The sequence below is a fragment of the Micromonospora sp. NPDC093243 genome, from assembly GCF_044753725.1.
In the GTDB taxonomy this organism is placed as follows: Bacteria; Actinomycetota; Actinomycetes; order Mycobacteriales; family Micromonosporaceae; genus Micromonospora.
Window position 1 is genome coordinate 1 of sequence record NZ_JBIVNT010000007.1, and the last position, 26,599, is coordinate 26,599.

Consider the following 26,599-nt stretch of genomic DNA (forward strand, 5'->3'; position numbering starts at 1 on the left):
CGAAGAAGTCGGGTCTGGACGAGCGGGCCGCGGTCATCTCGATCGCCACCAGCCTGCAGGAGTCGAAGCTGGAGAACCTCGGCCACCTCGGCGACGCCAACGACCATGACTCGCTGGGTCTGTTCCAGCAGCGCCCCTCCAGTGGTTGGGGCACCCCGGAGCAGATCACCGACCCCATCTACTCGACGATGGCGTTCCAGAAGGGTCTCAAGCAGGTCGACGGGTGGCAGGACATGCCGCTGACCGAAGCCGCCCAGACGGTGCAGGTGTCGGCTTACCCGGACGCCTACGCCCAGTGGGAGCAGCAGGCCGCCGACCTCGTCGCCCAGCACTGGAACAGCTGACACCGCACGATCTGACCGCTGGCCGGCACCCGACACGGGTGCCGGCCAGCGGCGTCTTCGGCGCCAATCTTGGACAGTTACCGTCAGCCGCGAACGGAAACTGTCCAAGATCTCCAATCTCCTCTGCGCCGGCGAACCGGTCAGGCGCGCCGCACAACCACGCGCCGGTAGCTGATGGCGTCACAAGCCGCCACCGCCGGCACGCAGTCGGAACGGGTCCGGCGGCGTCGGTTGCCGTCCGGCAGCCACCGAGTCTCCGTTCGCGCCGCCCGGGCGGGTGGGGTTAGCGCTGGCGGCGGGCCATCCAGCGTCGGGCCAGGGCGGCGGCGCTGCCCCAGATGCCGCGCCGGAACAGCAGTACGACCAGGACGAAGATGCCGCCGGTGACCAGCCCGATCGCCTCGAAGCCGGAGAACGACAGCCAGTCCTCCAAGCGGACCACGATGGCCGCGCCGAGCACCCCGCCCCAGAGCGTGCCGATGCCGCCCAGTACCACGACGATGACCGCCTTGCCGGACGTGGTCCAGTGCAGCGTGTCGAGGGAGACGAAGCGGTGCCCGACGGCGAAGAGACCCCCGCCGAGCCCGGCGATGAATCCGGAGAGCACGAACGCGGTCAGCTTGTACCGGTGCACCGGGTAGCCCAGTGCCCGGGCCCGGGCCGGGTTGTCACGGATGCCGACCAGCACCCGACCGAAGGGCGAGTTCACGATCCGCCACGCGGCGGCGAGGCCGAGCAGCACGATCGGCAGGATCGCGTAGTAGAAGTAGAAGTCGTCGGTCAGGTCGATCCCGAAGAACGACCGGGGCACGCCCTGCAGGCCGTTCTCGCCCCGGGTGACCGAACGCCACTCGTTCGCCACGTAGTAGACCATCTGCGCGAAGGCGAGGGTCACCATCGCGAAGTAGATGCCGGTCCGCTTCACCGCCAGGTAGCCGATCGGCACGGCGAGCGCCGCGGCGGCGAGCGCCCCGGCCAGCACGGCCGCCGGGAACGGCAGGCCGGCGTGGATCGCGACCAGCCCGGTGACGTACGCGGAGGTGCCCCAGAACGCGGCGTGCCCGAAGGACATCAGCCCGGTGAAGCCGAGCAGCAGGTCCACCGCGACGGCGAAGAGCGCCCAGCAGAGGATGTCCACGGCCACCGCGGGGTAGAGCCCGTTCGGCAGCCACAGCGCGGCGGCGAGCCCGACGCCGAGCAGCGCGTACCGGACCCAGCCGGGGGCGCGGGCCACCGCGACCAGGCCGGACGGCGGCGCCGGGCGGCCGGCCTTCTCCGGGGTGTCGACGGTGCTGGTCATGCCGGTGCCTCCTCACGGCCGAAGAGCCCGGCCGGGCGCCAGAGCAGCACGACGGCCATCACGATGAAGACGATCGTCTGGGACACGATCGGGAAGTCCGAGAGGTACGCCTCGCCCCACGCCTGGACCAGGCCGATGCCGAAGCCCGCGGCGACCGACCCGAAGATCGAGCCCAGCCCGCCGATCACCACCACCGCGAAGACCACGATGATCAGGTCGGCGCCCATCAGCGGGTTCACCGCCCGCATCGGCGCGGCCAGCACTCCGGCGAGACCGGCCAGGCCGATGCCGAAGCCGAAGACCGGGGTGACCCAGCGTCCGACGTTGATACCGAACGCCTGGGTAAGTTCGGGTCGCTCGGTGGACGCCCGGACCACCATCCCGATCCGGGTGCGGGTCAGCACCCACCAGACGGCCACGCAGAGCAGGACGGCGAAGCCGAGGATGAAGACCCGGTAGGTGGGGAAGTCGAAGAGCCCGAAGTTCACCGAGCCGCTGAGCGCCGACGGGGTGGCGTACGGGCTGGACTGCACGCCGTACCGGGACTTGACCAGGTCCTGGAGGATCAGCGTCAGGCCGAAGGTGAGCAGGAAGTTGTAGAGCGGGTCGAGCCGGGTGAGCCGGTGGATGACCGCCCGTTCCAGCGCCATGCCGAGCAGGCCCAGCCCCACCGGCATGATCACCAGCGCCGCCCAGAACGGCACGCCCGCCTCGGCGAGCAGGACGTAGGCGCCGAACGCGCCGAGCATGTAGAAGGCGCCGTGGGCGAAGTTGACCACCCGCAGCATGCCGAAGATGACCGCGAGCCCGAGGGCGAGCAGGGCGTAGAACGCCCCGCTCACCAACCCGTTGAACGTGTTCTGCAGGAAACCGGTCATGCCCTGGTCACATCTTGCAGTCCGCCGACGGGGCGGCGAACGCCTCCGCGGCGGGGATGGTCTTGAGCACCTTGACGTAGTCCCAGGGCTCGGTGACCTCGGACTGCGGCTTCACCTGGGCCAGGTACGCGTCGTGCACGACCCGGTGGTCCTCGGCGCGGATCTTGCCGTTGCGCAGGAAGACGTCGTTGACCTCCTTGCCCTCCAGCCCCTTGACCACGGTGTCCGCGTCGTCGGTGCCGGCGGCCTGCACAGCCTCCAGGTACTGCATGGCCGCGGAGTAGTTGGCCGCGTGGGCGAAGGACGGCCGGGTGCTTGTCTCCTTCTGGAACCGGTCGGCGAACGCCCGGTTCTCCTGGTCGAAGTTCCAGTACCAGGCGTCGGTGTAGGTGGTGCCGGCGAGCGCCGCCGGGGTGAGCGAGTGGATGTCGGTGATGAACATCAGGCCGACCGCGAGGCCGACGCCCTTGTCCCGCAGCTTGAACTCGTTGTACTGCTTCACCACGTTCACCAGCTCGGCGCCGGCCTGCATGGTGCCGAGCACCTGCGGCTTCGGGTTCAGGGTCGGGGCCTTGAGCAGGTAGGTGGAGTAGTCGCCGCTGGTGTTCGGGAACGGCGCGCCGTCCTTGCCGACCACCTGCCCACCGGCGGCGGTGATGGCGGCGGAGAAGCTCTTCTCCATGTCCTGCCCGAAGGCGTAGTTCGGGTAGAGGATGTACCAGTTCTTGCCCACCTGCTCGGTGGTGACCTTGCCGGTGCCGTTGGCCAGCATGTACGTGTCGTACGCGTAGTGGAACGTGTACTTGTTGCAGCTCTTGCCGGTCAGGTCGGTCGTCGCGGCGCCGATGTTGAAGTAGAGCTTCTTCTTCTCCTTCGCCACGTCGGCGACCTTCAGCGCGGCCGAGGAGGTGGGCACGTCAAGGATGAGGTCGACGCCCTTGCGGTCGTACATCTCGGCGGCCTTGCTGTTGGCGATGTCCGGCTTGTTCTGGTGGTCGGCGGTCTCGACGGTGATGTTCTTGGTCACCGCCTGGTCGCCGTGCTTGGCCTTGAAGTCGGCGATGGCCATCTCGACGGCCTTGACCGAGTTCTTGCCGGACAGCTCGGAGTACGCCCCGGACTGGTCGTTGAGCACGCCCAGCACGATCTTGTCGCCGGTCAGCTTCTGGTCGCCGCCCGACTGGGGCCCGCCTCCGCCGCAGCCGGCCACCAGCACCACCGCGGCCGACGCCGCGGCCACACCCACGGTCCTACGCATGCCATTCCCTCCATCCGCGCGTGACGCGCGGGTCAGCAGTCCAGATCAGATGCCGAGGTACGACAGCAGCTCGCGTTCCCGCGAGCGCACCTCGGAGTTGTCCATCGCCTCCACCACACGCCCCTCGGCCAGCAGGTAGTGCCGGTCGGCGACGCCGGTGGCGAAGTGCAGGTTCTGCTCGACCAGCAGCACGGTGACGCCGTGCCGCTTGGCCTCGCGCAGCAGGTCGCCGACCTGCTGCACCAGCAGTGGGGAGAGCCCCTCGGTCGGTTCGTCGCAGAGCAGCAGCCGGGCGCCCATCCGCAGCACCCGGGCCAGGGCGAGCATCTGCTGCTCGCCGCCGGAGAGCATGGTGGCGGCCGAGTCGCGTCGGTCGTAGAGGGCGGGGAACGCCTCGTACACCCGCTCCAGCGACCAGGGGTCGGGGCCGACGGTCGGCGGGAGGGTGAGGTTCTCGGTGACGCTCAGGGTGGCGTAGCTGCCCCGGTCGTCCGGCACCCAGCCGAGCCCGAGCCGGGCCCGCCGGTAGGCCGGCAGTCGGCCGATGTCCCGCCCGTCGAACTCCACCGTGCCCTTCTGACCCTGGTGCAGGCCCATCACGCAGCGCAGCAGCGTCGACTTGCCGGCCCCGTTGCGCCCGACCAGGGTGACCACCTCGCCGGCGGCGACGTCGAGGCTGACGTCCCGCAGGACCTGCGCCTCGCCGTAGGCGGCGGAGAGGTTCTCAATGCGCAGCATCAGCGGCTCCCAGGTAGGCGGTGATCACGCGCTCGTCGGCGCGGACCTCGTCGTACGGGCCTTCGAGGAGGACCTTGCCGGCCTGGAGCACGGTGACCGTGTCGGCGAGCCGGCCGACCACGCTCATGTTGTGCTCCACCATCACCACGGTCCGGCCCTGGCGGACCCGCCCGATCAGCTCGACGGTGCGGTCGACGTCCTCCAGGCCCATGCCCGCGGTCGGCTCGTCGAGCAGCAGCACCTTCGGGTCCAGCGCGAGGGCGATGGCCAGCTCCAACGCGCGCTTGCGCCCGTACGCCAGCGCCTCGGCGGGCGCCAGGGCCAGCTCGGTGAGCCCGACCATGTCGAGCAGTTCGGCGGCCCGGTCGCGGTAGCGGCCCATCAGCTTCGCCGAGCGCCAGAACCGCCAGCCCAGCCCGCTGGGCGACTGCAACGCCAGCTCGACGTGCTCCTGCGCGGAGAGTTGCGGGAAGAGGCTGGTGATCTGGAAGGAGCGGGCCACGCCGAGCCGGGCGACCTGCTCCGGGGGCAGCCCGGTGACGTCCCGGCCGGCCAGCTCGATCCGCCCACTGCTGGGCCGCAGGAACCCGGTGAGCATGTTGAACAGGGTGGTCTTGCCGGCGCCGTTCGGGCCGACCAGCGCGTGCACACTCTCCGGCGCGATGTCGAGGTCGACCCCGTCGACCGCCCGGAAGCCCCGGAAATCGCGGGTCAGCCCGCGAGCCGACAGGATCGCTTGCCCGGCCATCGCCATGTCCTCCGAGGTCTCCGGCGACGGTCGGAACGGTGACCGTGGTCACATGGCCGTCGCGTGCAGGAAACCTACGGCGGGGTGCCGGAGTCGAGCCATGTCGATCAGCCACATATTCCTATGCGTCGACCCGTACCCGGTCACCACCGCCACCCGTTACGGCCCGGCTCGACAGCCATCGAGGGTGGTCAGTGCCCGGGATGCGACCACCGGGCATGTGGCGGCCCCACCTCGACCGCGCGGGCATCCGGTGATTGCGACGCCGCCGGGGCCGCGCGCCGCCCGGCGTCCGGGCGGCGCGCTGGTCGGTCAGGAGGTGAGCGCGTCCAGGGCCAGATCCACGTCGTCCACCGTGGAGTAGAGGTGGAAGGAGGCGCGGACCCGGCCCGCGCGTACCGCCGCGCGGACGCCGGCCCGCTCCAGCCGGTGCTGCGCGTCCGGCACCTCGACGGTGACGATCGCGCTCTCCCCCGGCGGCTGGCCGAGCCCGGTGAGCAGGCGGTTGGCCAGCGCGACGTCGTGTTCCCGGATCGCCGGCAGCCCGACGTCGAGGAGCAGGTCGAGGGCGGGCGCCAGGCCGACCCAGCTGAACCAGGCCGGCGAGATGTCGAAGCGGCGGGCGTCCTCGGCCAGCCGCAACGGCGGGCCGTAGTAGGAGGCGTGCGGGTCACGGCCCGCGTACCAGCCGGCGGCGTCCGGCCGCAGCCGCTCGCGCAGCGTCGGAGCCAGGTAGGCCAGCGCCGCGCCCCGCGGCCCCATCACCCACTTGTAGGCGGCCACCGCGACCACGTCGGCCAGGCCGCCGTCGAACGGCAGCCAACCGCAGGCCTGGGTGGCATCGACCGCGACCAGGGCGCCGTGCGCGCGGGCCGCCGCCACGATCTCGTCGTACGCGGCGAGCGCGCCGTCGGCGGACTGCACCAGGCTGAACGCGACCAGGTCGGTGTCCGCGTCGATCGCGTCGACCAGCCCGGCGAGCGGAACGGTGCGCACCTGCACGCCCCGCTCGGCCTGCGCCAGCCAGGGGAAGAGGTTGGAGGTGAACTCGACCTCGGGCACCACCACGGTCGAGCCGGCGGGCAGCGCCGCCGCGACCGGGGCGAGCAGCTGGGAGACCGTACTGCCGACCGCCACGTCCTCGGCCGGTACGCCGCCGATCAGCCGGGCGAAGGCGGCGCGGGACCGGTTGACCGCCTCGCCCCACCCCTCCCAGGACGTCCGGCCGATCCGCCAGTCGGCCAGCGCCTCCTGCAACGCCGCCCAGGCCGGCTCGGGCGGCAGCCCGTAGCTGGCGGTGTTCAACCAGCCGGGCTCCGGCTGCCACAACTTCTGCGCCTCGTCGAGTTCCATGGGCCGACGCTAACGCCGCCCGTCGTTTCGGCGGACGGCCAATGCGAGGTCGGCGGCCTTCGCCGCGCGCCGGAATCCGGCGTCAGTCGCCCTGCCCGGGCGGCCCGGATCGCCGCGGCGACGCGGTCGAGGATCGGGGCGAGACCGAACGGGTCAGGTCGCGGGCGCCGCGAAGCGTCGGACGGCGGCGGTGACGAGCGCGATCAGCGCGGCGCTGAGGACGTTCACCGCGATGGCGATGAGCACCTGCTCCATGGTGGCTCCCAGGGTCGAGGGTCGTGCGCACCACCCCGGTGCGCCCCGGACGACCGTAGGGCCGCTACCTGGCGCGGAGGTGTACTCAGCGTTATATCTGCTGGTCAGACGGGTCGCCGGGCGGGGTCAGCTGACGTTGGCCGGGCCGAGGACGCTCTTCAGGTCGCCCATCAGCGCGGTGGTGGCCGCGACCCGGAACGGACCCAGCCGCAGGGTGGTGGTCTTGCCGCCGTTGAGCAGCTTGACGTGCACCTCGGTGTCGCCCGGGTGCAGCACCAGGGTCTCCTTGAGCCGCTCGACCAGCGGCGGGGTGCACCGGTGCACCGGGATGGTCAGGGTCACCGGCTTGTTCGTCGCGCTGGTGCTGACGTCCGGCATGGACATGTCCATCGCCATGATGCGCGGGGTGTCGTCGCGGCGGTCGACCCGCCCCTTGACCACCACGATCGCGTCCTCGGCGATGTACTGCCCGATCACCTCGTAGGTGTTGGGGAAGAAGAGGGTCTCCACCCCGCCGGCGAGGTCCTCCAGGGTGGCCGAGGCCCAGGCCCGGCCCTGCTTGGTGACCCGGCGCTGCACGCCGGAGAGGATGCCGGCGAGGGTGACCACCGCGCCGTCCGGCACCGCGCCGTCCTCGGCGAGCGCGGCGATGGTGGTGTCCGCGGCGGCGTTGAGGATGTGCTCCAGGCCGAACAGCGGATGGTCGGAGACGTAGAGGCCGAGCATTTCCCGCTCGAAGGCGAGCTTGTCGCGCTTGTCCCACTCGCCGTCGCCGATCACCGGCATGACCGTGCTGCTGCCGGAGGTCTCCACATCGCCGAAGCCGGCGCCGAAGAGGTCGTACTGGCCGGTGGCCTCCTTGCGCTTCACGTCGGCGTACGCGTCGATGGCGTCCGCGTGCACCTGGAGCAACGCCTTGCGGGTGTGCCCGAGCGAGTCGAACGCACCGGCCTTGATCAGCGATTCGATGGTCTTCTTGTTGCAGACCACCGCGTCGACCTTCGACAGGAAGTCGTAGAAGTCGCCGTACTCGCCCTTCTCGTCGCGGCAGCGCATGATCGAGGCGACCACGTTCGCGCCGACGTTGCGCACCGCCGCCAGGCCGAACCGGATGTCCTTGCCGACCGGGGTGAACGGCCCGGCGGAGGTGTTCACGTCCGGCGGCAGCACCTGGATGCGCATCCGGCGACACTCGGACAGGTAGAGCGCCATCTTGTCCTTGTCGTCACCGACCGAGGTGAGCAGCCCGGCCATGTACTCGGCCGGGTAGTGCGCCTTCAGGTACGCCGTCCAGTAGGAGACCAGCCCGTACGCGGCGGAGTGCGCCTTGTTGAACGCGTAGCCGGCGAAGGGCACCAGGACGTCCCACACCGCCTGGATCGCCTCGTCGGAGTAGCCGCGCTCGCGGCAGCCGTCCCGGAACGGGATGAACTCCTTGTCGAGGATCTCCTTCTTCTTCTTGCCCATCGCCCGGCGCAGCAGGTCGGCCTGGCCGAGGGTGTAGCCGGCGAGGATCTGCGCGGCGCGCTGCACCTGCTCCTGGTAGACGATCAGGCCGTAGGTCGGCTCCAGGATCTCCCGCAGCGGCTCCTCCAGCTCCGGGTGGATCGGGGTGATCTCCTGGAGGCCGTTCTTGCGCAGCGCGTAGTTGGTGTGCGAGTCGACGCCCATCGGGCCGGGCCGGTAGAGCGCCAGGACGGCCGAGATGTCCTCGAAGTTGTCCGGCTTCATCAGCCGCAGCAGTGAGCGCATCGGCCCGCCGTCGAGCTGGAACACGCCGAGGGTGTCGCCCCGGGCGAGCAGTTCGTACGCGGCCTTGTCGTCCAGCGGCAACGCCAGCAGGTCGAGCTGCTTGCCGTGGTTGAGCTGGATGTTCTTGACCGCGTCGTCGATGATCGTCAGGTTTCGCAGGCCGAGGAAGTCCATCTTCAACAGCCCGAGCGACTCGCAGTTCGGGTAGTCGAACTGGGTGATGATCGCCCCGTCGGCGTCCCGGCGCATCAGCGGGATGTGGTCGATGATCGGCTCGGCGGACATGATGACGCCGGCGGCGTGCACGCCCGTCTGCCGGATCAGCCCCTCGATGCCCTTCGCGGTGTCGATGACCTTGCGCACGTCCGGGTCGGACTCGTAGAGACCACGGATCTCACCGGCCTCGGCGTAACGCGGGTGCTTCGGATCGAAGATGCCGGTGAGCGGGATGTCCTTGCCCATCACGGCCGGGGGCATCGCCTTGGTGATCCGGTCGCCCACCGCGTACGGGAAGCCGAGCACCCGGGCCGAGTCCTTGATCGCGGCCTTCGCCTTGATGGTGCCGAAGGTGGCGATCTGGGCGACCTTGTCCTCGCCCCACTTCTCGGTCACATACCGGATGACCTCGCCGCGCCGACGCTCGTCGAAGTCGATGTCGACATCCGGCATGGAGACGCGCTCGGGGTTGAGGAACCGCTCGAAGATCAGGCCGTGCGGGATCGGGTCGAGGTCGGTGATGCCCAGGGCGTACGCGACGAGCGAGCCGGCGGCCGAGCCACGGCCCGGACCGACCGCGATGCCCTGCTTCTTGGCCCACTGGATGAAGTCGGCGACCACGAGGAAGTAGGAGGGGAAGCCCATCTGGTTGATGACGCCCAGCTCGTACTCCGCCTGGACGACGTGCCCCTCCGGGATGCCGCCCGGGTAGCGGCGGACCAGCCCGGCGAAGGTCTCCTTGCGGAACCAGGACTCCTCGGTCTCGCCCTCCGGTACCGGGAAGCGCGGCATCAGGTTGTGGAACTCGAACATCCCGGCCGGGTCGACCTTCTCGGCCACCAGCAAAGTGTTGCGGCAGCCCTCCAGCCACACGTCGGAGCCGTCGACGCCGCGCATCTCGTCGGCCGACTTGATGAAGTAGCCGCTGCCGCCGAACTTGAACCGGTTGGGGTCGGCGATGTTGCTGCCGGTCTGCACGCAGAGCAGCACGTCGTGCGACTCGGACTGCACCTCGTGGGTGTAGTGCGAGTCGTTGGTGACGACCGGCGGGATGCCGAGCTTGCGGCCGATCTCGACCAGACCGTCCCGGACCCGCTTCTCGATGTCCAGGCCGTGGTCCATCAGCTCCAGGAAGTAGTTCTCCCGGCCGAAGATCTCCTGGTACTTCGCCGCGGCCTCCAACGCCTGCGCGTCCTGGCCCAGCCGCAGCCGGGTCTGCACCTCACCCGAGGGGCAGCCGGTGGTCGCCATCAGGCCGTCGGAGTACTCCGCGATCAGCTCGGCGTCCATCCGCGGCCACTTGACGAAGAAACCCTCGGTGTACGCGCGGGAGGTCAGCGCGAAGAGGTTGTGCAGGCCGGTCTTGTTCCGCGCCCAGATCGTCTTGTGCGTGTAGCCGCCGCTGCCGGAGACGTCGTCGCTCTTCTGCTCCGGGCGGCCCCACTTCACCCGCTGCTTGTGGAACCGCGACTCCGGCGCCACGTACGCCTCGATGCCGAGGATGGGGGTGACACCGGCCGCCGTCGCCTGCTTGTAGAAGTCGTACGCGCCGTGCATGTTGCCGTGGTCGGTCATCGCCACCGCCGGCATTCCCTGCCGGCTGACCTCGGCGAACAGATCCTTGAGCCGGGCCGCTCCGTCGAGCATCGAGTACTCCGTGTGCACGTGCAGATGCGCGAACGAATCGCCCATGCAGAGCGCCCCCCCGGGTCGGATCATGGGATGGTCGAGGTCGGTCGGCCTACCCTATCCCCGCTGCCGGGGCCCTCTCCAGCAGCCGCGCGGAGGATCCACGGGCCGGGTGGTGTGGATCTCTCCGGACGCCGGCAGTCGGCTGCCGGACTCCCCCGCGCGCCCGGGCCGCGGCGGCCATAGCCTGGATGGGCCCGCACTCCGGCGAACGACTGGAGGCGCCGATGCCCCTCCCGGAGGGTACCGACGAGCTGGCCCGGTCAGCCGCGCGCGGCGACCCGGCCGCCCTCGACGCGCTGCTGGCGGCGATACGGCCCGAGGTGCTGCGACTCTGCGCCCGCCTGCTGCCGCACCGCGAGGACGCCGAGGAGGCCTGCCAGGACGCGCTGCTGGCGGTGGCCCGGGGAATCAGCCGGTTCGAGCAGCGCTCGGCGTTCCACACCTGGCTGTACCGGCTCACCGCCAACCGGGCCCGTTCCACCTACCGGGTGCTGCGCCGGCGCTGGCTGGTGGAGGCCGGCGGCGTGCCGCTGCCCGAGGCGCCGGATCCCCGGCGGACCAGCGTGGTGGCCGGCACCCGGCTCGACCTGCTCGACGCGCTCGACGCGGTCCGGCCCGAACTGGCCGAGGCGGTCACCCTGCGCGACGTGCTCGGGTTGGACTACCGGGAGATAGCCGCCCTGCTCGACGTGCCGGAGGGCACCGTGAAGTCCCGCCTGCACCAGGCCCGGCAGCAGGTCCGGCAGCGGATGTCCGGTGGTTGAGCCCGGCCGCCCGGCCCGCCGGCCCGGCGCGGTGGCGACCATCGCCGCCGCGCTGGCCGTGAGTGTGGCGGCCTGCGGCGACGCCACCCCGGTCGCGCCGCTGCCGGTGCGGCCGCCGGCGCCGACCAGCCCCACCACCGCCGCCGGGCCGACCACCGCGGCGGCATCCCCGCCGCCGAGCACCGGCGCGCCGACCGTACGCCGGCCGCCGGCCGCCCTGCCCGCACCGACTCGCACTCCGGCCACGCGGACGCCGTCGGCCTCGCCGACCGCGCTGCCGAGCGCCTGCCTCGGCGCGGTCCGCTACGACCTGGTGCTCGCCGAGACCGAGCTGACCCTGATCCGGTCGCTCTGCTTCGCCCCCGGCGCGGTGCTGCGCATCATCGGCATCGGCCCGGGCGAGGTCACCGTGGACCGGCAGGACCTGGTCTCCCGCAGCTACGAGGCCGGGGTGGTGGACATCCGGTTCCTGCGCGCCGGCACGGTCGCGGTGACCATCCCGCAGGCCGACGCGGCGCACACCATCAGCGTGGTGGTGGTCTGACCGGCCGGGTCAACCGACCCGCACCCCGGCGAGCAGCGCGTCGACGAAGTCCGCGCCGCGTCCGGGCGGCGGCGTGACCTGCACGTAGAGCAGGCCGGCCGACCCGGCGGCGAGCCCGGCCGCCTCCACGATGACCGACCGCCCCGCCGGGCAGGTGAAGCCCGCCACCACCCAGTCGATCCCGCCCTGCCGGGTCCGCCGCACCGGCTGCGGCACGCAGTCCGCGTGCGGACGCTCCGCCAACCAGCCCTCGACGGTGGTGCGCCGGGCGGTGCTGGCGGAGAGGCCGACGAAGGCGCCCGGCACGCTCGGGTCCGCCGCCCACCGCGCCGGCTCGGGCGAGATCACCAGCGCGGGTTCCAGGAGGCCGTCGTCGCCGTACTGGCCGGACCAGCCGGTGCCGGTGGCCCGCCACCCGGCCGGCAGTGCCACGCTCACCGGCCCGCTGGCGGCGGTGCCGGCGGTGTGGCGGCGGGTGCCCGCGTCGCCGGCCGGCAGGCCGAGCGCGGCGAGCGCCAGCAGGCCCGCGCCGGCGGTGGCGAGCCGGCGGCGTACCGGCCCCCTCCCTCGACCCGTCGCCCGGTCCGAGCCGGCGCTGGCGGTTCGACGGCGGACCGGCCGCCTCTTTGCGACCGCCGCCCGCTCCGAGCCGCCGCCGACGGCCCGGGCGAGCGCCGCCCGGAACGCGGCCGCGTCCAGGTAGCGCTCGGCGGGGCGGGAGGCGGTGGCCCGGGTCAGCACGGCGGCGACCGCCGGCGGTACGCCGTCGCGCAGCCGGACCGGCGCGCCGGAATCCCGGTCGGGCGGCCGGGCCGGCGGGTTGGGCGGTACGGCGGCGGCACCGAGCAGGCGCAGGCCGAGCCGGCCCAGCCCGAACACGTCCGCGCGGGTGTCCACCACGGCCAGCGGGTCGTCCTGCTCGGGCGCCATGTAGCCGGGGGTGCCCGCCCGGGCGGTCAGCCCGGACGCGGCGGCGAGCGCCTTGGCCAGCCCGAGGTCGGCGATGAGCACCCGCTCGGGCCCCGATCCGTGCTCGCCGGGCGGCCCGGACCCGGCCCGCGGTCCGCTGCGGAAGAGGATGTTGCCCGGGGTCAGGTCGCGGTGCACCACGTCGTGCCGGTGCAGAACGGCGACGCCCGCGGCGATCTGGTCCAGCAGGGCCAGCGCGTCCGGCACCGGCAGCGGCCCGCGCGCCAGCCGGTCCCGCAGGCTGCCGCCGTCGGCCCAGGCCAGCACGGCGTACGGGCGGCCGTCGGTCAGCTCGCCGACGGCGTGCACCCGGACCAGCCGCTCGTGCTCCAGCCGCCGCAGCAGCCGGGCCTCGTCGAGGAACCGCTCCCGGACCCGCAGGTCGTGGCTCCAGTTCTCGGCCAGCACCTTGATCGCCATTCGACAGTCGAGGACCGGATCGTGGCCGAGCCACACCGTCGCGAACGACCCCGCGCCGAGCAGCCGCTCGACCCGGTAGGGCCCGATCCAGCTCGGCGCGGTCAACCACATCACCCCCGCCGATCGGCACCGGGCCGCCGTATCCCTCGACGGTAGACGTCCGCCGGCTGGGTCGGGTACCCGACGAACCGGAGCGGCCGTGGCGGAGACCAACAGGACAGGAGCTCGAATTCCGGAAGGAGATCCACCATGAACCGTCTCCCGTCCACCGTCCTCACCGGCCTGCTGGCGCTCACCGCCGTCGCGCCGGTGGCCGTCGCCGCCCCGGCCGTCGCGGCGCCCCACGCCGCCGCCCTCGCCGACGCCTCGCCCGCGCCCGTCCGGGCGGTGGTGCCGGCGACCGTGGCGGCCTCCGCCGGCTCGGCGAGCGGCCGGACAGCCACCGCCGTCCGGCCCGCGCAGACCGCCGTGCTGAGCGTCCGGGGTGCCGGCCCGTTCCGCATCGGCGCGCGCCTGGATCGGCTCACCGCGGCCGGCCTGATCGACTGGGTGGCGCCGGGGTGCGCCGGCGTCCAGCACGCCGGGGTCACCGGCGCCTGGGCCGGCGTGATCCTGCTGGCCTTCTCGGCCGGTCGGCTGATCGAGGTGGGTACGGCCACCGCGCCGCCGCACTCTCCCGCCGGCGCGACCGTCGGCATGTCCTTCGCCGAGTTGGAGGCGATCTACGGCCGGCGCGGCGCGCTGGTCTGGAACGACGCCGGAACCGCCTCGGCCTACCTCGTCCGGTACGGATCCCGGGTGGAGCTCTTCACCGGTCACCCGATCCGTCCGGGGGTCGGCTACTTCCAGGTCGGGCCGGCCTCCTTCGTCGAGCGGAACTTCCGGCACGCGCCGTCCTGCTGACCCGAGCGACGCGACGGCCAGGTCCGCACTCGCGGACCGGGCCGTCGGCGTGCCACCCCCGCCCAGGCGCGGCTCGCTCACATCATCGTGAGCTGCCACGATGTTATGGGGGTAGACAATGCTGTGTGGCACACAGTATCGTGTGACGCATGGTCAGCGACGAGATCCTCCGGACCCATCTTCAGGAGCTGAGGCGGGGCACGGTCGTGGTGGCGAGCCTGGTCGCCCTGCGCCAACCCGGCTACGGCTACGCGCTGCTACAACGGCTCACCGGCCACGGCTTCCCGGTCGACGCCAACACGCTCTACCCGCTGCTGCGGCGCCTCGAAGAGCAGGGGCTGCTGACCAGCGAGTGGAACACCGAAGAGAGCCGACCGCGCAAGTTCTACCGGACCAGCGACTCGGGCGAGGCGCTGCTGGGCCGACTCCTCGACGACCTCGCCGCCGTACAGACCTCCCTGACCGGCCTGATCCAAGGAGTGGACCGATGACCTCCCTGACCGACCGCTACCTCGCCGCCACCCTGCGCTCGGTCCCGGCCGCGCGCCGCGAAGAGATCGCCACCGAGCTGCGCGCGTCGATCGACGACATGATCGAGGGCCGGACGGCCGACGGACACGACACCGCCACCGCCGAGCGGGAGGTGCTCACCGAGCTGGGCAACCCGGCGCAGCTCGCCGCCCGCTACGCCGACCGCCGGCTGCAGCTCATCGGGCCGACCTACTACCTGGCCTGGGAACGCCTGCTCAAGCTGCTGCTCTCCTTCATACCGGCCCTGGTAGGCATCGTGGTCGGCCTGCTGGAGGCGACCGACGGCGACAAGACGGGCGGGGCGGTCGGCGCGGGGATCGGCAGCGCCATCGAGGTCGCGATCCAGATCGCCTTCTGGGTCACCCTGGTCTTCGCGATCCTCGAGCGGACCAACACTCCGCTCAACCTGCCGGACTGGACCGTCGACCAGCTCCCCGAATACCGCGCCGACCGGCAGATCACCCTGACCGACACCGCCGCCGGCATCGGCTGGCTCGTCCTGGTCATCGCGTACCTGCCGGTGCAGCACTTCCACTCGTTCGTCCCCAACCCGAACGGCGGCAACCTGCCGATCCTCGACCCGGCCCTGTGGAGCTTCTGGCTGCCGTTCCTGATCGCCGTGCTGGTCGCCACCGTCGGGCTGGAGTTCGCCAAGTACCGGGCCGGGCGCTGGACCTGGCCGCTGGTGGCGGTGAACGCGCTGCTCGACCTGGCGTTCGCGGTGCCGGTGATCTGGCTGATGTCGACCGACCGGCTGCTCAACCCGGACTTCGTGGCCCGCTGGGAGTGGCTCGGGCGGGAGGAGAACCTGAACACCGTCGCCACCGTGGTGGTGGTCAGCACGATCCTGATCACGCTCTGGGACGTCGTCGACAGCACGATCAAGGCCTACCGCAACCGGCACTGACCGACGGATCACGCCGCGGCCCGGCACCCCCGAGGGGTGCCGGGCCGCGGCGCGTTCGGGTCGGCTACCGGCCTTCGCCGGCCCGCAGTTCCCCGGATGTGGCTGCGGCGAGGAAGCCGGTCCAGGCGGCGGGGGCGAAGGCCAGCACCGGCCCGCCCCGGTCCTTGCTGTCCCGTACGCCGACCACGCCGGCCAGGTTCGTCGCCACCTCGACGCAGGTGGACCCGCCGTTGTCGCTCCGGGTGGACTTGTGCCAGATCGCACCGATCAGGTCCATGACTGCGCCACCTCCGCAATAAGCTCCCGCGACGCCCGGCGGGGCAACGCCTCGCCGCGCAGGCTCTCCCACCTGCGTTGAAGGCTATCAACGTCATTTGAACGGTCGCTCACGTGCGCGCGCAGCGGGGTGTCGACATGCGCCACCTCGCCCCCCTCCGGAGTCCGGGCCAGGATGAACGCGCCGGCCAGCCCGGCGTGCATGCCGGCGTCGGCGGGCACCACCAGCAGGTCGACGTGCGGCAGCGCGGTGACGTCCAGCAGGCGCCCGAACTGATCGGCCATCACCGCCGAGCTTCCGATCTGCCGGCGCAGCACCGTCTCGTCGACGACGAAGACCACCTCGGGCGGGCTCTCCCGGGTCAGCACGGCCTGGCGGGCCAGCCGCGAGGTTACCCGCTGCTCGACCTCGGCCTCGCGCAGCATGCCGCCGCCGGTGAGCACCGCGCGGGCGTACGCCTCGCTCTGGAGCAAGCCGGGGATCAGGGACGGCTCGAACCAGCGGATCAGGGTGGCCTCCGCCTCGACGGAGATCCATTCCCGTAGCCACGGCGGAGCGGCGTCCGCCCGGACCAGCGTCAGCAGGCGTTCGAAGAAGCCGCCGGACTCCAGCGCCGCGTCCACCCGACCGACGAAATCCTGCGACGGGGTCCGGTGGCCGATCTCCACCATGCCGATCAGCGACGACGAGTAGTTGATCTGCTGGGCCAATTCCTCCTGACTCAGCCCGCGATCACGACGACTTCGGCGTAGCTCGCCACCGAGAAACTCCAACGTCGACAGCTGCCCCTCGCCCATCACGCCTCCACCACAACCGCGCCACCGTCCGCCACTGCCAACCACCGATGGCCGCGCCGGCGGCACCACCGGGCGGTGGACCGTCGACGCCTTCCGACCGTAGTCGGCTCGGCAGCAGAGTGTGAACAAGGCACGACGAGGAGGAGCGACATGCGTGACTGGGCGGAGTTCGTACGCCGGGATGAACGGTGACCGGCCGGGACCGGCACGTCGCCGCTCGGCCGGCCTGGCGGTGCCGGGCCTGCGCCGCACCGTGGCCGTGCCAGCCGGCGAAGCTGGCGCTGCGTGTCGAGTACGCGCACGACCCGGTGGGGCTCTCGGTCTACCTCTGCGTGCTGCTGCACGAGGCCGCCGGAGACTGGCTGCGGCTATGGCCACACCCGCCGGACCCGGCGGAACTGTTCACGCGCTTCGTCGCATGGACCCGACCGACAGGGTCGGACGCCGAGCGCGGCCGGGTGGACCGGTTGCTCGACCGGGTGGCCGCCACATCACCCGCGCCGCAGCGCGGCACCCGCCACCCGAGCGGGATTCTTCGGCCGGGCCGGGCACCCGGACGGCGCCGGCCGGCGGGATGAGATCGTTGACCAGGTGAACATCGACACGGGCGACGACTGGCGTCGGCGCGGGCCGACCCCGGAGCAGCGGCGCCTGGACCTCTACGGCGGGCTGGCCATCACCGTGCTTGCCCTGTTCAGCCTCACCCTGACCCGCAGCACCGGAGCGTTCCTGCTCGGCCCGCCGCCGTCCTGGCCGGAGCAGATCCTCTGGACCGTCGCGGTGACCCTGCCGCTCATCTGGCGGCGGCGGTTCCCCGCGACCACCACGCTGGTCGTGTCGGCGGCGTTCATCGCCGCGCAGGCGCGCTCCGCCCCGGAGACGCAGCTCTCCTCGTGGGCGTTGTTCGCCGCCCTCTACACCCTGGGCGCGTGGGGGCAGGACCGCCGGCTGGCCCGGCGGCTGCGGATCGGCGTCATCGCCACCATGTTCGTCTGGCTGGGGGTGTACTACGCGATCTCCATCGGCGGCATCCCCGAGGACGCGTTCGCCCACGCCGTCGGGCCGGTGCCTCCCGTGCTCGCCGCGATCGTCAGCGGCGTGCTGGTGAACGTGCTCTACTTCGGTCTCGCGTACTTCTTCGGGGAGACCGCGTGGTTGGCCGCCCGCCGTCAGCACGAGCTGGCGGCGCAGGCGGAGGAGCTGCGCCGCTCGCAGGCCGAGGCGCGCGGGCGGGCGGTGATCGGCGAGCGGGTCCGGATCGCCCGGGAGCTGCACGACGTGGTGGCCCACCACGTGTCGGTGATGGGCGTGCAGGCGTCAGCGGCCCGGCGGGTCATCGACCGGAGCCCGGACAAGGCCCGCACGGCGTTGACCGCGATCGAGGAGTCCGCCCGCAACGCCGTCGACGAGCTGCGCCGGATGCTCGGCGTGCTGCGCGCCTCGGAGGTCGGCCCGGCGGGCGCCGAGCCGCCCGCCGGCATCGACCAGGTCGACGCGGTGGTGCAGCGGGCCCGCGACGCCGGGCTCCGGGCGACCCTCGGGGTGTACGGGGACCCGGCGCCGTTGCCGGAGTCGCTCTCCCAGGCGGTGTACCGGGTCGTCCAGGAGGCGGTGACCAACGTGCTCAGACACGCCACCGGCGCCGGCGTGCTCGACGTCCGGATCCGGTACCTGGCCACCGAGGTGGAGGTCGACGTGACCGACGACGGACGGGCCACCCGCCCGCCCAACGCCGACGGGCTGGGCCTGGTCGGGATGCGGGAGCGGGTCACCACGCACGACGGCGAGCTGGAGGTGGGCCCGCGCGCCGGCGGCGGTTGGCGGGTACGCGCCCGGTTCCCGGTGCCGGCCACCGTACGGGAGTCGGCGTGAGCGCACCGGGCGTCGACCGGCCGATCCGGGTGCTGCTCGCCGACGACCAGCACCTCGTCCGTACCGGGTTCCGGGTCATCCTCGAGGTGGAGGAGGACATCGAGGTGGTCGGCGAGGCCGCCGACGGGGAGCGGGCCGTGAGCATGACCCGCGCCGTACGCCCCGACGTGGTGCTGATGGACGTGCAGATGCCCGGCGTCGACGGCCTGGAGGCGACCCGGCGGATCACCGGCACGGACGACCCCGACGGGCCGGCCGTGCTGATCCTCACCACCTTCGATCGGGACGACTACCTCTTCGCCGCGCTGCGCGCCGGAGCGAGCGGCTTCCTGCTCAAGAACGGCACCCCGGAGGCGCTGGTCGAGGCGATCCGGGTGTTGGCCAGGGGCGACGGCCTGCTCGCCCCGGAAATCACCCGACGGGTGATCGCCACCTTCGCCCGGCCCGGCGCCGCCGCCGACCCCCGGACCGGCGAGGCGGCGCTGGACGAACTGACCCCGCGCGAACGTGACGTCCTGGCCCGGCTCGCCCGGGGCGCCAGCAACGCGGAGATCGCCGCCGAGCTGCACCTCGGCGAGGCGACGGTGAAGACACACGTCAGTCGGGTGCTGGCCAAGCTCGGCCTGCGCGACCGGGTCCAGGCGGTGGTCTTCGCCTACGAGCACGGGGTGGTCCGGCCGGGCGGGTGACGGGCCTCCCCCGCGCGGTGGACCCCGGATCTCCACCGGCGGGCGGACGGCGGCCGGCAGCCGCGGATCTAGCGTGGACGCCGTGACCAGTGTGCTAAGCCTCGACGGCATCGACCGGAGCTTCGGCGACCGCCAGGTGCTCAAGAACGTGTCCTTCGACGTGGTCGCCGGTCGGATGACCGGCTTCGTCGGCGGCAACGGCGCCGGCAAGACCACCACCATGCGGATCATCCTCGGCGTGCTCGCCGCCGACGCCGGGCGGGTGAGCTGGCAGGGCGCGCCGCTGACCCGGGAGATCCGTCGGCGCTTCGGCTACATGCCGGAGGAGCGCGGCCTCTATCCGAAGATGAGCGTCCGGGAACAGGTGACCTACCTGGGCCGGCTGCACGGCATGACCGCCGAGGCCGCCCGCCGCGGCACGGACGCGCTGCTGGAGCGGGTCGGTCTCGGCGAGCGCGGCGACGATCTGCTGGAGACGCTGTCGCTGGGCAACCAGCAGCGGGCCCAGATCGCCGCCGCGCTGGTGCACGACCCGGCGGTGCTGGTGCTCGACGAGCCCTTCTCCGGTCTCGATCCGCTGGCCGTGGACACGGTCGTCGCGGTGCTGCGCGAGCGGGCCGCCACCGGGGTGCCGGTGCTCTTCTCCAGCCACCAGCTGGACGTGGTGGAGCGGCTCTGCGACGACCTTGTGATCATCGGGGACGGGGTGATCCGGGCCGCCGGCAGCCGTGAGCAGCTGCGCGCCTCGTACACCTCGCCCCGCTTCGAGCTGGTGGTGGAGGCCGACGCCGGCTGGCTGCGCGATCAGCCCGGGGTGACCCTGGTCGACCTGGACGGCGCCCGCGCGGTCTTCGACCTCGCCCCCGGCGCCGACGAGCAGCCGGTGCTGCACGCGGCGCTGGCCCGCGGTCCGGTCCGCGCCTTCCGGCCGGTCAGCCCCTCCCTCGCCGAGATCTTCCGAGAGGTCGCCCAGTGAACACCTTCGAGGCCACCCGCCTGGTCGCCGCCCGGGAGATCCGGGTCAAGCTACGCGACCGCACGTTCCTGATCAGCACGCTGTTCTTCCTGCTCATCGCCGCGGCGGCGACCATCCTGCCGCCGCTGTTCTCCGGCGGGCCGTCCACTGTGGCGGTGACCGAGCAGGCGGCCGGGCCGCTGCGCGCGGCCGGGCTGGAGGTGCGGACGGTGCCCGACGACCGCGCCGCCGAGCAGGCCGTACGCGACGGCGACGTGGACGCCGCGGTCGTCGCCGGCCCGGCGGTGCTCGCCATGGACGAGGCCCCCGACGACGTGGTGGCCGCGCTGAGCAGCGAGCCGCCGGTCCGGCTGCTGGACCCGGACGCGGTGGACCCGGTGGTGGCCTTCCTGGTGCCGTTCGTCTTCGCGTTCGTCTTCTTCGTGACGTCGCAGACCTTCGGCGTGCAGATCGCGCAGAGCATCATCGAGGAGAAGCAGACCCGGATCGTGGAGATCCTGGTCGCCGCGGTGCCGGTACGGGCTCTGCTGGCCGGCAAGATGGTCGCCGGCACCCTGCTCGCCCTCGGCCAGATCGCCCTGGTCGCCCTGGTCGCGGTGGCCGGCATGGCGTTCGGCGGCGACACCGGGCTGCTGACCCTGCTGGGGCCGGCGATCGGCTGGTTCGTGCCGTTCTTCCTGCTCGGCTTCGTGCTGATCGCGGCGATGTGGGCGGCGGCGGGGGCGCTGGTCAACCGCTTGGAGGACATCGGTGGCGTGTCGATGCCGGTGCAGCTCGCGGTGATGCTGCCGTTCTTCGCGGTCATCTTCCTGAACGACAACGCCACCGCCATGCGGGTGCTGTCCTACCTGCCGTTCTCCGCGCCGACCGCGATGCCGCTGCGGCTGTTCACCGGGGACGCGGCCGGCTGGGAGCCGGTGCTGTCGCTGATCCTGCTGCTGGCCACGGCCGCCGCGTTCCTGCTGGCCGGCGCCCGGGTGTACGAGGGCGCGCTGCTGCGTACCAACGGGCGCACCTCGGTGCGGACGGCCTGGCGGACCCGCGAGACGCTCGGCTGAACCGGCCGAGCCCGGCGCAGCGACACGATCGACTCCACGTCGCCGACGTGGCGGTGTCCCGGTCACGCGGACACCGCCACGTCGGCGATCTGGAGTGGATCACCCCGCCGGGCGGGCCGTCCGGCGGGTTCCGGCTGGCAGGCCCGGCGGGGTTGGCCGGTCCGGCGCGGGGGTCGCGCCGGTCAGCAGGGGACGGTGTCCCAGCCGGCGGGCAGGCGGGGCACCGGCCAGGCCGGGTCGGGCTGCCAGGAGGCCCAGCTCTCGTCCCACCAGCGTCGGCCCGCGTCGAGCAGCGCGGCGATCCGGTCGCCCTCGTCGCGGATCGCGTCGGCCATCCCCGGGTAGCGCCCCTCCTCGAGGCGCTGCGCGAACATCTCCACGTCCTTCCAGACGTAGCGCTCGGCGTCCGCGCCCCACCAGAGGTCCAACTCGTGGTCGAGGGTGTCCACCCCGACGGGGGTGCGCCGCAGCGGGTCCTGGAGGTTGAAGTACCAGCCGGCGAAGGCGCGCTCCGGCCCCGACCAGAAGACGTCCACCGAGTGCGCCTCGCCGGGGCGTTGCAGCATCAGCTTGCCGTGGCCGCTCCAGGCCCGATGCCCGGCGGTCTGCCACGGGTGCCGGCCACACGGAAACGTGCCGGATTCCGGGAAGCCGAATTCGGCGCCCGGCGGCAGGTAGAGGGCGAGCAGGTCGGGCGAGTCCTCGACGCAGATGGTCGGGCAACCGAACCAGACCTCGCCGAGCAGCACTTCGCGCCGGACGACCACGTCGCCCGGCGCGAAACGTCGTGCCGTCACGGCCGGGTCAGCCGACCGCCGCCATGATCTCGTCGCTGACGTCGAAGTTCGCGTAGACGTTCTGCACGTCGTCGCAGTCCTCCAGGACGTCGATCAGCTTGAAGATCTTGCGAGCGCCCTCCTCGTCCAGCGGGACGTTGACGCTCGGGATCAGCGAGGACTCGGCCGACTCGTACTCGATGCCGGCGTCCTGCAGCGCGGTGCGCACCGCGATCAGGTCGGTCGGCTCGGAGACCACCTCGAACGCCTCACCGAGGTCGTTGACCTCCTCGGCGCCGGCGTCGAGCACGGCCATCATCACGTCGTCCTCGGTCGTCCCCGTCTTGGGGACGATCACCACGCCCTTGCGGGAGAACATGTACGACACCGAGCCGGCGTCGGCCAGCGAACCGCCGTTGCGGGTCAGCGCGGTACGCACCTCGGTCGCCGCCCGGTTGCGGTTGTCGGTCAGGCACTCGATCAGCATCGCCACGCCGCTGGGGCCGTACCCCTCGTACATGATCGTCTGCCAGTCGGCGCCGCCGGCCTCCAGGCCGGAGCCGCGCTTGACCGCGCGGTCGATGTTGTCGTTCGGGACCGAGTTCTTCTTCGCCTTCTGGATGGCGTCGTAGAGGGTCGGGTTACCGGCCGGGTCACCGCCGCCGGTCCGCGCGGCGACCTCGACGTTCTTGATCAGCTTGGCGAACATCTTGCCGCGCTTGGCGTCGATGACGGCCTTCTTGTGCTTGGTGGTCGCCCACTTTGAGTGGCCGGACATCTGCTACCTCCGTCTGTCATTCCACGCCTGCGTCGACTGGCACGCCGATTCACGCCGCATCGGGCCGATCCGGTGGCCGTCGGCCCCCGCGGGAAACGCCACGCGGGTGATGGCCCTGCCGAACCGCGGCAATCCTACCGAGGTCATGCCCCTGCATGTCACACCCGGCTACCACCGGGGACGGCGCCGGGCACCCGGGCGCACCCCAGACACAACGACCGGGGGCCGCAAATCATGCCCGCCGGCCGCCTGGGCCACCGGCGCGGGGCCGAGGACGGGCGGGCCGGGCGGGGGCTCAGGCGGCGCGGACCAGGTCCACGAAGTAGCGGTGCAGCCGGCGGTCGCCGGTCAGCTCGGGGTGGAACGAGGTGGCCACCAGGTTGCCCTGCCGCACCGCCACGACCCGCCCGGCCGCCGGGCCCTCGCTGACCCGGCCCAGCACCTCGACGTCGGCGCCGACCCGCTCGACCCAGGGGGCCCGGATGAACACCGCGTGGAACGGTTCCCCGTCGACCCCGGCGATCTCCACGGACGCCTCGAACGAGTCGACCTGCCGGCCGAACGCGTTGCGGCGGACGGTCATCGCGATGCCGTCGAACCCGCGCTGGTCGGCCCGGCCGTCCAGCACCTCGGTCGCCAGCATGATCATCCCAGCGCACGAGCCGTAGACCGGCATGCCGGCGGCGATGCGCTTGTCGATCGGCTCGCGCAGCTCGAAGACGTCGACCAGCTTGCTGATCGTGGTGGACTCGCCGCCGGGAATGACCAGCCCGTCGACGGCGTCCAGCTCGTGCCGGCGACGCACCGGGCGGGCGTCCGCGCCCGCCGCGGCCAGGGCCGCGAGGTGCTCGCGGACGTCACCCTGCAGGGCGAGCACCCCGATGACGGGTACGGCGCTCACGCGGCGGTCACCAGCCGCGCTCGGCCAGCCGGTGCGGCTGCGGGATCTCGTCGACGTTGATGCCGACCATCGCCTCACCGAGGCCGCGGGAGACCTTCGCCAGCACGTCCGGGTCGTCGTGGAAGGTGGTCGCCTTGACGATCGCCGCGGCGCGCTGCGCCGGGTTGCCGGACTTGAAGATGCCCGAGCCGACGAAGACGCCCTCGGCGCCGAGCTGCATCATCATCGCGGCGTCGGCCGGGGTGGCGATCCCGCCGGCGGTGAAGAGCACCACCGGCAGCTTGCCGGTCTCGGCGACCTCCTTGACCAGCTCGTACGGGGCCTGCAGCTCCTTGGCCGCGACGAAGAGCTCGTCGGTGGGCAGCGAGCTGAGCCGGCGAATCTCCTGGCGGATCTTGCGCATGTGGGTGGTGGCGTTGGAGACGTCACCGGTGCCGGCCTCGCCCTTGGAGCGGATCATGGCCGCGCCCTCGGTGATCCGACGCAGCGCCTCGCCCAGGTTGGTCGCGCCGCACACGAACGGGACGGTGAACGCCCACTTGTCGATGTGGTTGGCGTAGTCGGCCGGGGTCAGCACCTCGGACTCGTCGACGTAGTCGACGCCGAGCGACTGGAGGATCTGCGCCTCCACGAAGTGACCGATGCGGGCCTTGGCCATCACCGGGATCGAGACGGCGTTGATGATGCCGTCGATCATGTCCGGGTCGCTCATCCGGGACACGCCACCCTGGGCGCGGATGTCGGCGGGTACCCGCTCCAGCGCCATCACCGCGACCGCGCCGGCGTCCTCAGCGATCTTGGCCTGCTCGGCGGTGACCACATCCATGATCACGCCACCCTTGAGCATCTCGGCCATGCCGCGCTTCACGCGGGCGGTGCCGACGACCGGGCTGGCGCTGCTGTTCTGGGCGGTGGCTTCGGGCACGGGTTATCGCTCCTCGAACGTGCTCGGGGGGGTGGCAAGCGAAAATGCTACGCCGGGGTCAACGCCGGTCCGACAGCCAATCAGACCCCCGGTGGCCTGCAATGTGTCGCCCGTCACCGGCCCCGCCGCTCGCCACGCCTGATCCACTCCAGGTCGCCGATGTGGCGGTATCCGGGCGGCCGGGACACCGCCCTATCGGCGAAACGGAGTGGATCAAATGCCGCCGGGGCGGTCAGCCGGTGGGGACGTCGGCGGGGACGGTGAGCGTCGGGTCGTCGATGTCGAAGTAGCGCGGCCACTCCCGGCCGCGTCCCATCCGCAGCAGGCGGACCAGTGGGCGACCGCGCGCCGACCGGGCGTCGCGGACCAGATCGGTGTGCACCTGCCGGGCCAGGGCGAGCCGGCGGCTGGCCGCGATGACCGCCTCGCAGTCCGGGTCGGCCGGGTCGAGCTGCACCACCCGCAGTTGCCGGGTGAGGTCGTTCTCGGCGGCCTCGCGCTCGTCCGGGCGGGCGTCGAGCGCGATCCGCGCCGCCGCGTACAGCTCGACGCCGTAGCGCCGTTCGGCGAGCACCGCAGCGGCCGCCGCACGGCGCAACAGGTGGGCGTCGAGGGCGCGGGCGGCCGACTCCGCGCGGGCGTGCAGCCGCTCGACCCGGCCGGCGGTCCAGATCAGGTACGTCGAGAGCAGCCCGACGGCCACGATCGCTCCCGTCACCCACCACATGCCCGGCATCGTAGTGCTGCTCCACTTCCGGTTCCGCCGGCCCGGCCGGCACGGGGGACAAGGTCACGCCGGCGCCGTCCGGCATCCGGCTCAGCCCAGCCCCACCCACTCCTGGTCGATGACCCGCCCGTCGGTGGCCTCGATCGCCGCCGCGTACACCTCGACGACCCGCTTCGCCACCGTGGGCCAGTCGAAGTGCGCCACCACCTGGTCGCCGCAGGCGGTCAACTCCGCCCGGGCCGGCGGATCGTCGAGCAGCTCGACCAGCGCGTCACGCAGCGCCGCCGGGTTCCCGGTCGGGAAGAGCCGCCCGGCCCGGCCGCCGTCGAGCACCCGACGGAACGCGTCGAGGTCGCTGGCGACGACCGTGGTCCCGGCGGCCAGCGCCTCGGTGAGGATCATGCCGAACGACTCGCCGCCGATGTTCGGCGCCACGTAGAGGTGCACGCTGCGCAGCATGCGCGCCTTGTCCGCCTCGGACACCAGGCCGAGGAAGGTGACCCGGTCCCGCAGCGCGGCCGGAAACTGGTCGAACAGATCGTCCGGGTCGCCCGGCCCGGCCACCAGCAGCCGCAGGCCGGGGCGGTGCGGAGCCAGCTCGACGAAGGCGTCGCGCAGCACCGGGAAGCCCTTGCGCGCCTCGGTGAACCGGCCCAGGAAGCCGATCGTGCCCCCGGTGCCCGGCCCGCACTCCCCCGGCCAGCCGGGCAGCGGTTCCGCGTCGGCGAACTTGGCGACCGCCACCCCGTTCGGGATCTCCACCGCGCCACCGTCCAGGTGCTCGACCTGCACCTTGCGGGCCAGCGCGCTGACCGCGATCCGGGCGGTGATGCGTTCCAGCACGATCTGGAGCACGCCCTGGGCCGCGGCCAGCGCCCGGGACCGGGTGATCGCGGTGTGGAAGGTGGCCACCACCGGCCCCCGGGCGGAGAGCACCGCAAGCAGGGACAGGCTCAGCGTCAACGGCTCGTGCACGTGCAGCACGTCGAAGTCGCCCCGGGTGAGCCAACGGCGTACCCGGGCGGTGGAGACCGGGCCGAACGCGATCCGGGCGACCGAGCCGTTGTAGGGCAGCGGCACCGCCCGGCCGGCGGACACCACGTACGGCGGCACCGGGGAGTCCTCGTCGGCCGGGGCGAGGACGCTGACCTCGTGACCGAGCGCGATCAGCGCCTCGGCGAGGTCCATGACGTGGTTCTGCACCCCGCCCGGCACGTCGAAGGAGTACGGGCACACGATGCCGACCCGCAC

The 26,599-nt window shown here is 72.4% G+C and carries 26 protein-coding genes and 1 pseudogene; 11 read left to right on the top strand and 16 right to left on the bottom strand.

What is annotated here, in order from left to right; translation table 11 throughout:
- Window positions 1-344, top strand: a pseudogene (locus ACIP9D_RS23305) (hypothetical protein); the annotation flags it as partial.
- A gap of 283 nt (window positions 345-627) precedes the next feature.
- On the opposite strand, the gene ACIP9D_RS23310 reads toward ACIP9D_RS23305, so the two are convergent.
- The 7 genes from ACIP9D_RS23310 to dnaE all read right to left on the bottom strand — a co-directional run bounded on the left by ACIP9D_RS23310 (window position 628) and on the right by dnaE (window position 10,534).
- Window positions 628-1,644: a branched-chain amino acid ABC transporter permease gene (locus ACIP9D_RS23310; RefSeq protein WP_350872969.1), complete on the bottom strand. Its 1,017-nt coding sequence runs from the start codon at window positions 1,642-1,644 to the stop codon at window positions 628-630.
- Window positions 1,641-2,522, bottom strand: coding sequence for a branched-chain amino acid ABC transporter permease (locus ACIP9D_RS23315; RefSeq protein WP_350872970.1), 882 nt, complete (start codon window positions 2,520-2,522; stop codon window positions 1,641-1,643). Before ACIP9D_RS23315 ends, ACIP9D_RS23310 begins: the two co-directional genes overlap by 4 nt.
- A gap of 7 nt (window positions 2,523-2,529) precedes the next feature.
- Entirely contained in the window at window positions 2,530-3,780 is a 1,251-nt protein-coding gene (locus ACIP9D_RS23320) for an ABC transporter substrate-binding protein (protein WP_350872971.1), read from the bottom strand.
- Window positions 3,781-3,825: 45 nt separating this feature from the next.
- Window positions 3,826-4,518 (bottom strand): ABC transporter ATP-binding protein, encoded by a 693-nt coding sequence (locus tag ACIP9D_RS23325; RefSeq protein WP_350872972.1) that lies wholly within the window; start codon window positions 4,516-4,518, stop codon window positions 3,826-3,828.
- On the bottom strand, window positions 4,505-5,266 hold the full coding sequence (locus ACIP9D_RS23330) for an ABC transporter ATP-binding protein (protein ID WP_350872973.1): 762 nt from the start codon (window positions 5,264-5,266) through the stop codon (window positions 4,505-4,507). Before ACIP9D_RS23330 ends, ACIP9D_RS23325 begins: the two co-directional genes overlap by 14 nt.
- A gap of 312 nt (window positions 5,267-5,578) precedes the next feature.
- Complete coding sequence (locus ACIP9D_RS23335; protein ID WP_350872974.1) at window positions 5,579-6,619, bottom strand: aminotransferase class V-fold PLP-dependent enzyme; 1,041 nt, start codon at window positions 6,617-6,619, stop codon at window positions 5,579-5,581.
- A gap of 381 nt (window positions 6,620-7,000) precedes the next feature.
- The gene (gene dnaE / locus ACIP9D_RS23340; protein ID WP_350872975.1) at window positions 7,001-10,534 is read right to left on the bottom strand and encodes a DNA polymerase III subunit alpha; all 3,534 of its coding nucleotides are present in this window, start codon (window positions 10,532-10,534) and stop codon (window positions 7,001-7,003) included.
- A 224-nt stretch (window positions 10,535-10,758) separates the two neighbouring features.
- Here dnaE and ACIP9D_RS23345 point away from each other — a divergent pair, with 224 nt between their 5' ends.
- Together ACIP9D_RS23345 and ACIP9D_RS23350 are read left to right on the top strand one after the other, a co-directional pair.
- Complete coding sequence (locus tag ACIP9D_RS23345; protein WP_350872976.1) at window positions 10,759-11,298, top strand: RNA polymerase sigma factor; 540 nt, start codon at window positions 10,759-10,761, stop codon at window positions 11,296-11,298.
- Entirely contained in the window at window positions 11,291-11,842 is a 552-nt protein-coding gene (locus tag ACIP9D_RS23350; protein WP_350872977.1) for a hypothetical protein, read from the top strand. Before ACIP9D_RS23345 ends, ACIP9D_RS23350 begins: the two co-directional genes overlap by 8 nt.
- A 9-nt stretch (window positions 11,843-11,851) precedes the next feature.
- Here ACIP9D_RS23350 and ACIP9D_RS23355 read toward each other — a convergent pair whose 3' ends face one another.
- Complete coding sequence (locus ACIP9D_RS23355; RefSeq protein WP_350872978.1) at window positions 11,852-13,336, bottom strand: serine/threonine-protein kinase; 1,485 nt, start codon at window positions 13,334-13,336, stop codon at window positions 11,852-11,854.
- A 144-nt stretch (window positions 13,337-13,480) separates the two neighbouring features.
- Between ACIP9D_RS23355 and ACIP9D_RS23360 the strand changes: the two genes are divergently transcribed.
- From ACIP9D_RS23360 to ACIP9D_RS23370, 3 genes are all read left to right on the top strand, one after another.
- Window positions 13,481-14,134, top strand: coding sequence for a hypothetical protein (locus ACIP9D_RS23360; RefSeq protein WP_350872979.1), 654 nt, complete (start codon window positions 13,481-13,483; stop codon window positions 14,132-14,134).
- Window positions 14,135-14,283: 149 nt separating this feature from the next.
- On the top strand, window positions 14,284-14,625 hold the full coding sequence (locus ACIP9D_RS23365) for a PadR family transcriptional regulator (RefSeq protein WP_350872980.1): 342 nt from the start codon (window positions 14,284-14,286) through the stop codon (window positions 14,623-14,625).
- A complete protein-coding gene (locus ACIP9D_RS23370; protein WP_350872981.1) occupies window positions 14,622-15,572 on the top strand; it encodes a permease prefix domain 1-containing protein in 951 nt (316 codons plus the stop codon). Before ACIP9D_RS23365 ends, ACIP9D_RS23370 begins: the two co-directional genes overlap by 4 nt.
- Window positions 15,573-15,636: 64 nt before the next feature.
- On the opposite strand, the gene ACIP9D_RS23375 is transcribed toward ACIP9D_RS23370, so the two are convergent.
- Complete coding sequence (locus ACIP9D_RS23375) at window positions 15,637-15,849, bottom strand: DUF397 domain-containing protein (RefSeq protein ID WP_350872982.1); 213 nt, start codon at window positions 15,847-15,849, stop codon at window positions 15,637-15,639.
- Window positions 15,840-16,646, bottom strand: coding sequence for a helix-turn-helix transcriptional regulator (locus ACIP9D_RS23380; RefSeq protein ID WP_350872983.1), 807 nt, complete (start codon window positions 16,644-16,646; stop codon window positions 15,840-15,842). Before ACIP9D_RS23380 ends, ACIP9D_RS23375 begins: the two co-directional genes overlap by 10 nt.
- Before the next feature lie 188 nt (window positions 16,647-16,834).
- Between ACIP9D_RS23380 and ACIP9D_RS23385 the strand changes: the two genes are divergently transcribed.
- The 5 genes from ACIP9D_RS23385 (at window position 16,835) to ACIP9D_RS23405 (ending at window position 21,241) form a co-directional block, all read left to right on the top strand.
- Window positions 16,835-17,224, top strand: a complete 390-nt coding sequence (locus ACIP9D_RS23385) for a hypothetical protein (protein WP_350872984.1) — start codon at window positions 16,835-16,837, stop codon at window positions 17,222-17,224.
- 19 nt (window positions 17,225-17,243) lie between these two features.
- Window positions 17,244-18,518, top strand: a complete 1,275-nt coding sequence (locus tag ACIP9D_RS23390; RefSeq protein ID WP_350873372.1) for a sensor histidine kinase — start codon at window positions 17,244-17,246, stop codon at window positions 18,516-18,518.
- Window positions 18,515-19,207: a response regulator transcription factor gene (locus ACIP9D_RS23395; protein ID WP_350872985.1), complete on the top strand. Its 693-nt coding sequence runs from the start codon at window positions 18,515-18,517 to the stop codon at window positions 19,205-19,207. Before ACIP9D_RS23390 ends, ACIP9D_RS23395 begins: the two co-directional genes overlap by 4 nt.
- A gap of 82 nt (window positions 19,208-19,289) precedes the next feature.
- Window positions 19,290-20,183, top strand: a complete 894-nt coding sequence (locus tag ACIP9D_RS23400) for an ATP-binding cassette domain-containing protein (protein ID WP_350872986.1) — start codon at window positions 19,290-19,292, stop codon at window positions 20,181-20,183.
- Window positions 20,180-21,241, top strand: a complete 1,062-nt coding sequence (locus ACIP9D_RS23405) for an ABC transporter permease (RefSeq protein ID WP_350872987.1) — start codon at window positions 20,180-20,182, stop codon at window positions 21,239-21,241. The genes ACIP9D_RS23400 and ACIP9D_RS23405 overlap by 4 nt, the downstream gene beginning before the upstream one ends.
- 182 nt (window positions 21,242-21,423) lie before the next feature.
- On the opposite strand, the gene ACIP9D_RS23410 is transcribed toward ACIP9D_RS23405, so the two are convergent.
- From ACIP9D_RS23410 to ACIP9D_RS23435, 6 genes are all read right to left on the bottom strand, one after another.
- The gene (locus ACIP9D_RS23410; protein WP_350872988.1) at window positions 21,424-22,038 is read right to left on the bottom strand and encodes a DUF402 domain-containing protein; all 615 of its coding nucleotides are present in this window, start codon (window positions 22,036-22,038) and stop codon (window positions 21,424-21,426) included.
- A 7-nt stretch (window positions 22,039-22,045) separates the two neighbouring features.
- A complete protein-coding gene (locus ACIP9D_RS23415; RefSeq protein ID WP_350872989.1) occupies window positions 22,046-22,795 on the bottom strand; it encodes a YebC/PmpR family DNA-binding transcriptional regulator in 750 nt (249 codons plus the stop codon).
- A 295-nt stretch (window positions 22,796-23,090) separates the two neighbouring features.
- Complete coding sequence (pdxT, locus tag ACIP9D_RS23420; protein ID WP_350872990.1) at window positions 23,091-23,696, bottom strand: pyridoxal 5'-phosphate synthase glutaminase subunit PdxT; 606 nt, start codon at window positions 23,694-23,696, stop codon at window positions 23,091-23,093.
- A 7-nt stretch (window positions 23,697-23,703) separates the two neighbouring features.
- The gene (gene pdxS, locus ACIP9D_RS23425; protein ID WP_350872991.1) at window positions 23,704-24,621 is read right to left on the bottom strand and encodes a pyridoxal 5'-phosphate synthase lyase subunit PdxS; all 918 of its coding nucleotides are present in this window, start codon (window positions 24,619-24,621) and stop codon (window positions 23,704-23,706) included.
- 232 nt (window positions 24,622-24,853) lie between these two features.
- Window positions 24,854-25,357 carry a hypothetical protein gene (locus ACIP9D_RS23430; RefSeq protein WP_350872992.1) on the bottom strand — a complete coding sequence of 168 codons (504 nt, stop codon included), beginning with the start codon at window positions 25,355-25,357 and terminating at the stop codon, window positions 24,854-24,856.
- Window positions 25,358-25,438: 81 nt separating this feature from the next.
- Window positions 25,439-26,599, bottom strand: coding sequence for a glycosyltransferase family 4 protein (locus ACIP9D_RS23435; RefSeq protein ID WP_350872993.1), 1,161 nt, complete (start codon window positions 26,597-26,599; stop codon window positions 25,439-25,441).

What these genes read in the sequence shown, in the direction of transcription:
- ACIP9D_RS23310 (WP_350872969.1), bottom strand. Translation starts at nt 1,644, where the DNA reads ATGACCAGCACCGTCGACACCCCGGAGAAGGCCGGCCGCCCGGCGCCG.
- ACIP9D_RS23315 (WP_350872970.1), bottom strand. Translation starts at nt 2,522, where the DNA reads ATGACCGGTTTCCTGCAGAACACGTTCAACGGGTTGGTGAGCGGGGCG.
- ACIP9D_RS23320 (WP_350872971.1), bottom strand. Translation starts at nt 3,780, where the DNA reads ATGCGTAGGACCGTGGGTGTGGCCGCGGCGTCGGCCGCGGTGGTGCTG.
- ACIP9D_RS23325 (WP_350872972.1), bottom strand. Translation starts at nt 4,518, where the DNA reads ATGCTGCGCATTGAGAACCTCTCCGCCGCCTACGGCGAGGCGCAGGTC.
- ACIP9D_RS23330 (WP_350872973.1), bottom strand. Translation starts at nt 5,266, where the DNA reads ATGGCCGGGCAAGCGATCCTGTCGGCTCGCGGGCTGACCCGCGATTTC.
- ACIP9D_RS23335 (WP_350872974.1), bottom strand. Translation starts at nt 6,619, where the DNA reads ATGGAACTCGACGAGGCGCAGAAGTTGTGGCAGCCGGAGCCCGGCTGG.
- dnaE (WP_350872975.1), bottom strand. Translation starts at nt 10,534, where the DNA reads ATGGGCGATTCGTTCGCGCATCTGCACGTGCACACGGAGTACTCGATG.
- ACIP9D_RS23345 (WP_350872976.1), top strand. Translation starts at nt 10,759, where the DNA reads ATGCCCCTCCCGGAGGGTACCGACGAGCTGGCCCGGTCAGCCGCGCGC.
- ACIP9D_RS23360 (WP_350872979.1), top strand. Translation starts at nt 13,481, where the DNA reads ATGAACCGTCTCCCGTCCACCGTCCTCACCGGCCTGCTGGCGCTCACC.
- ACIP9D_RS23365 (WP_350872980.1), top strand. Translation starts at nt 14,284, where the DNA reads ATGGTCAGCGACGAGATCCTCCGGACCCATCTTCAGGAGCTGAGGCGG.
- ACIP9D_RS23370 (WP_350872981.1), top strand. Translation starts at nt 14,622, where the DNA reads ATGACCTCCCTGACCGACCGCTACCTCGCCGCCACCCTGCGCTCGGTC.
- ACIP9D_RS23375 (WP_350872982.1), bottom strand. Translation starts at nt 15,849, where the DNA reads ATGGACCTGATCGGTGCGATCTGGCACAAGTCCACCCGGAGCGACAAC.
- ACIP9D_RS23380 (WP_350872983.1), bottom strand. Translation starts at nt 16,646, where the DNA reads ATGGGCGAGGGGCAGCTGTCGACGTTGGAGTTTCTCGGTGGCGAGCTA.
- ACIP9D_RS23415 (WP_350872989.1), bottom strand. Translation starts at nt 22,795, where the DNA reads ATGTCCGGCCACTCAAAGTGGGCGACCACCAAGCACAAGAAGGCCGTC.
- ACIP9D_RS23430 (WP_350872992.1), bottom strand. Translation starts at nt 25,357, where the DNA reads ATGCCGGGCATGTGGTGGGTGACGGGAGCGATCGTGGCCGTCGGGCTG.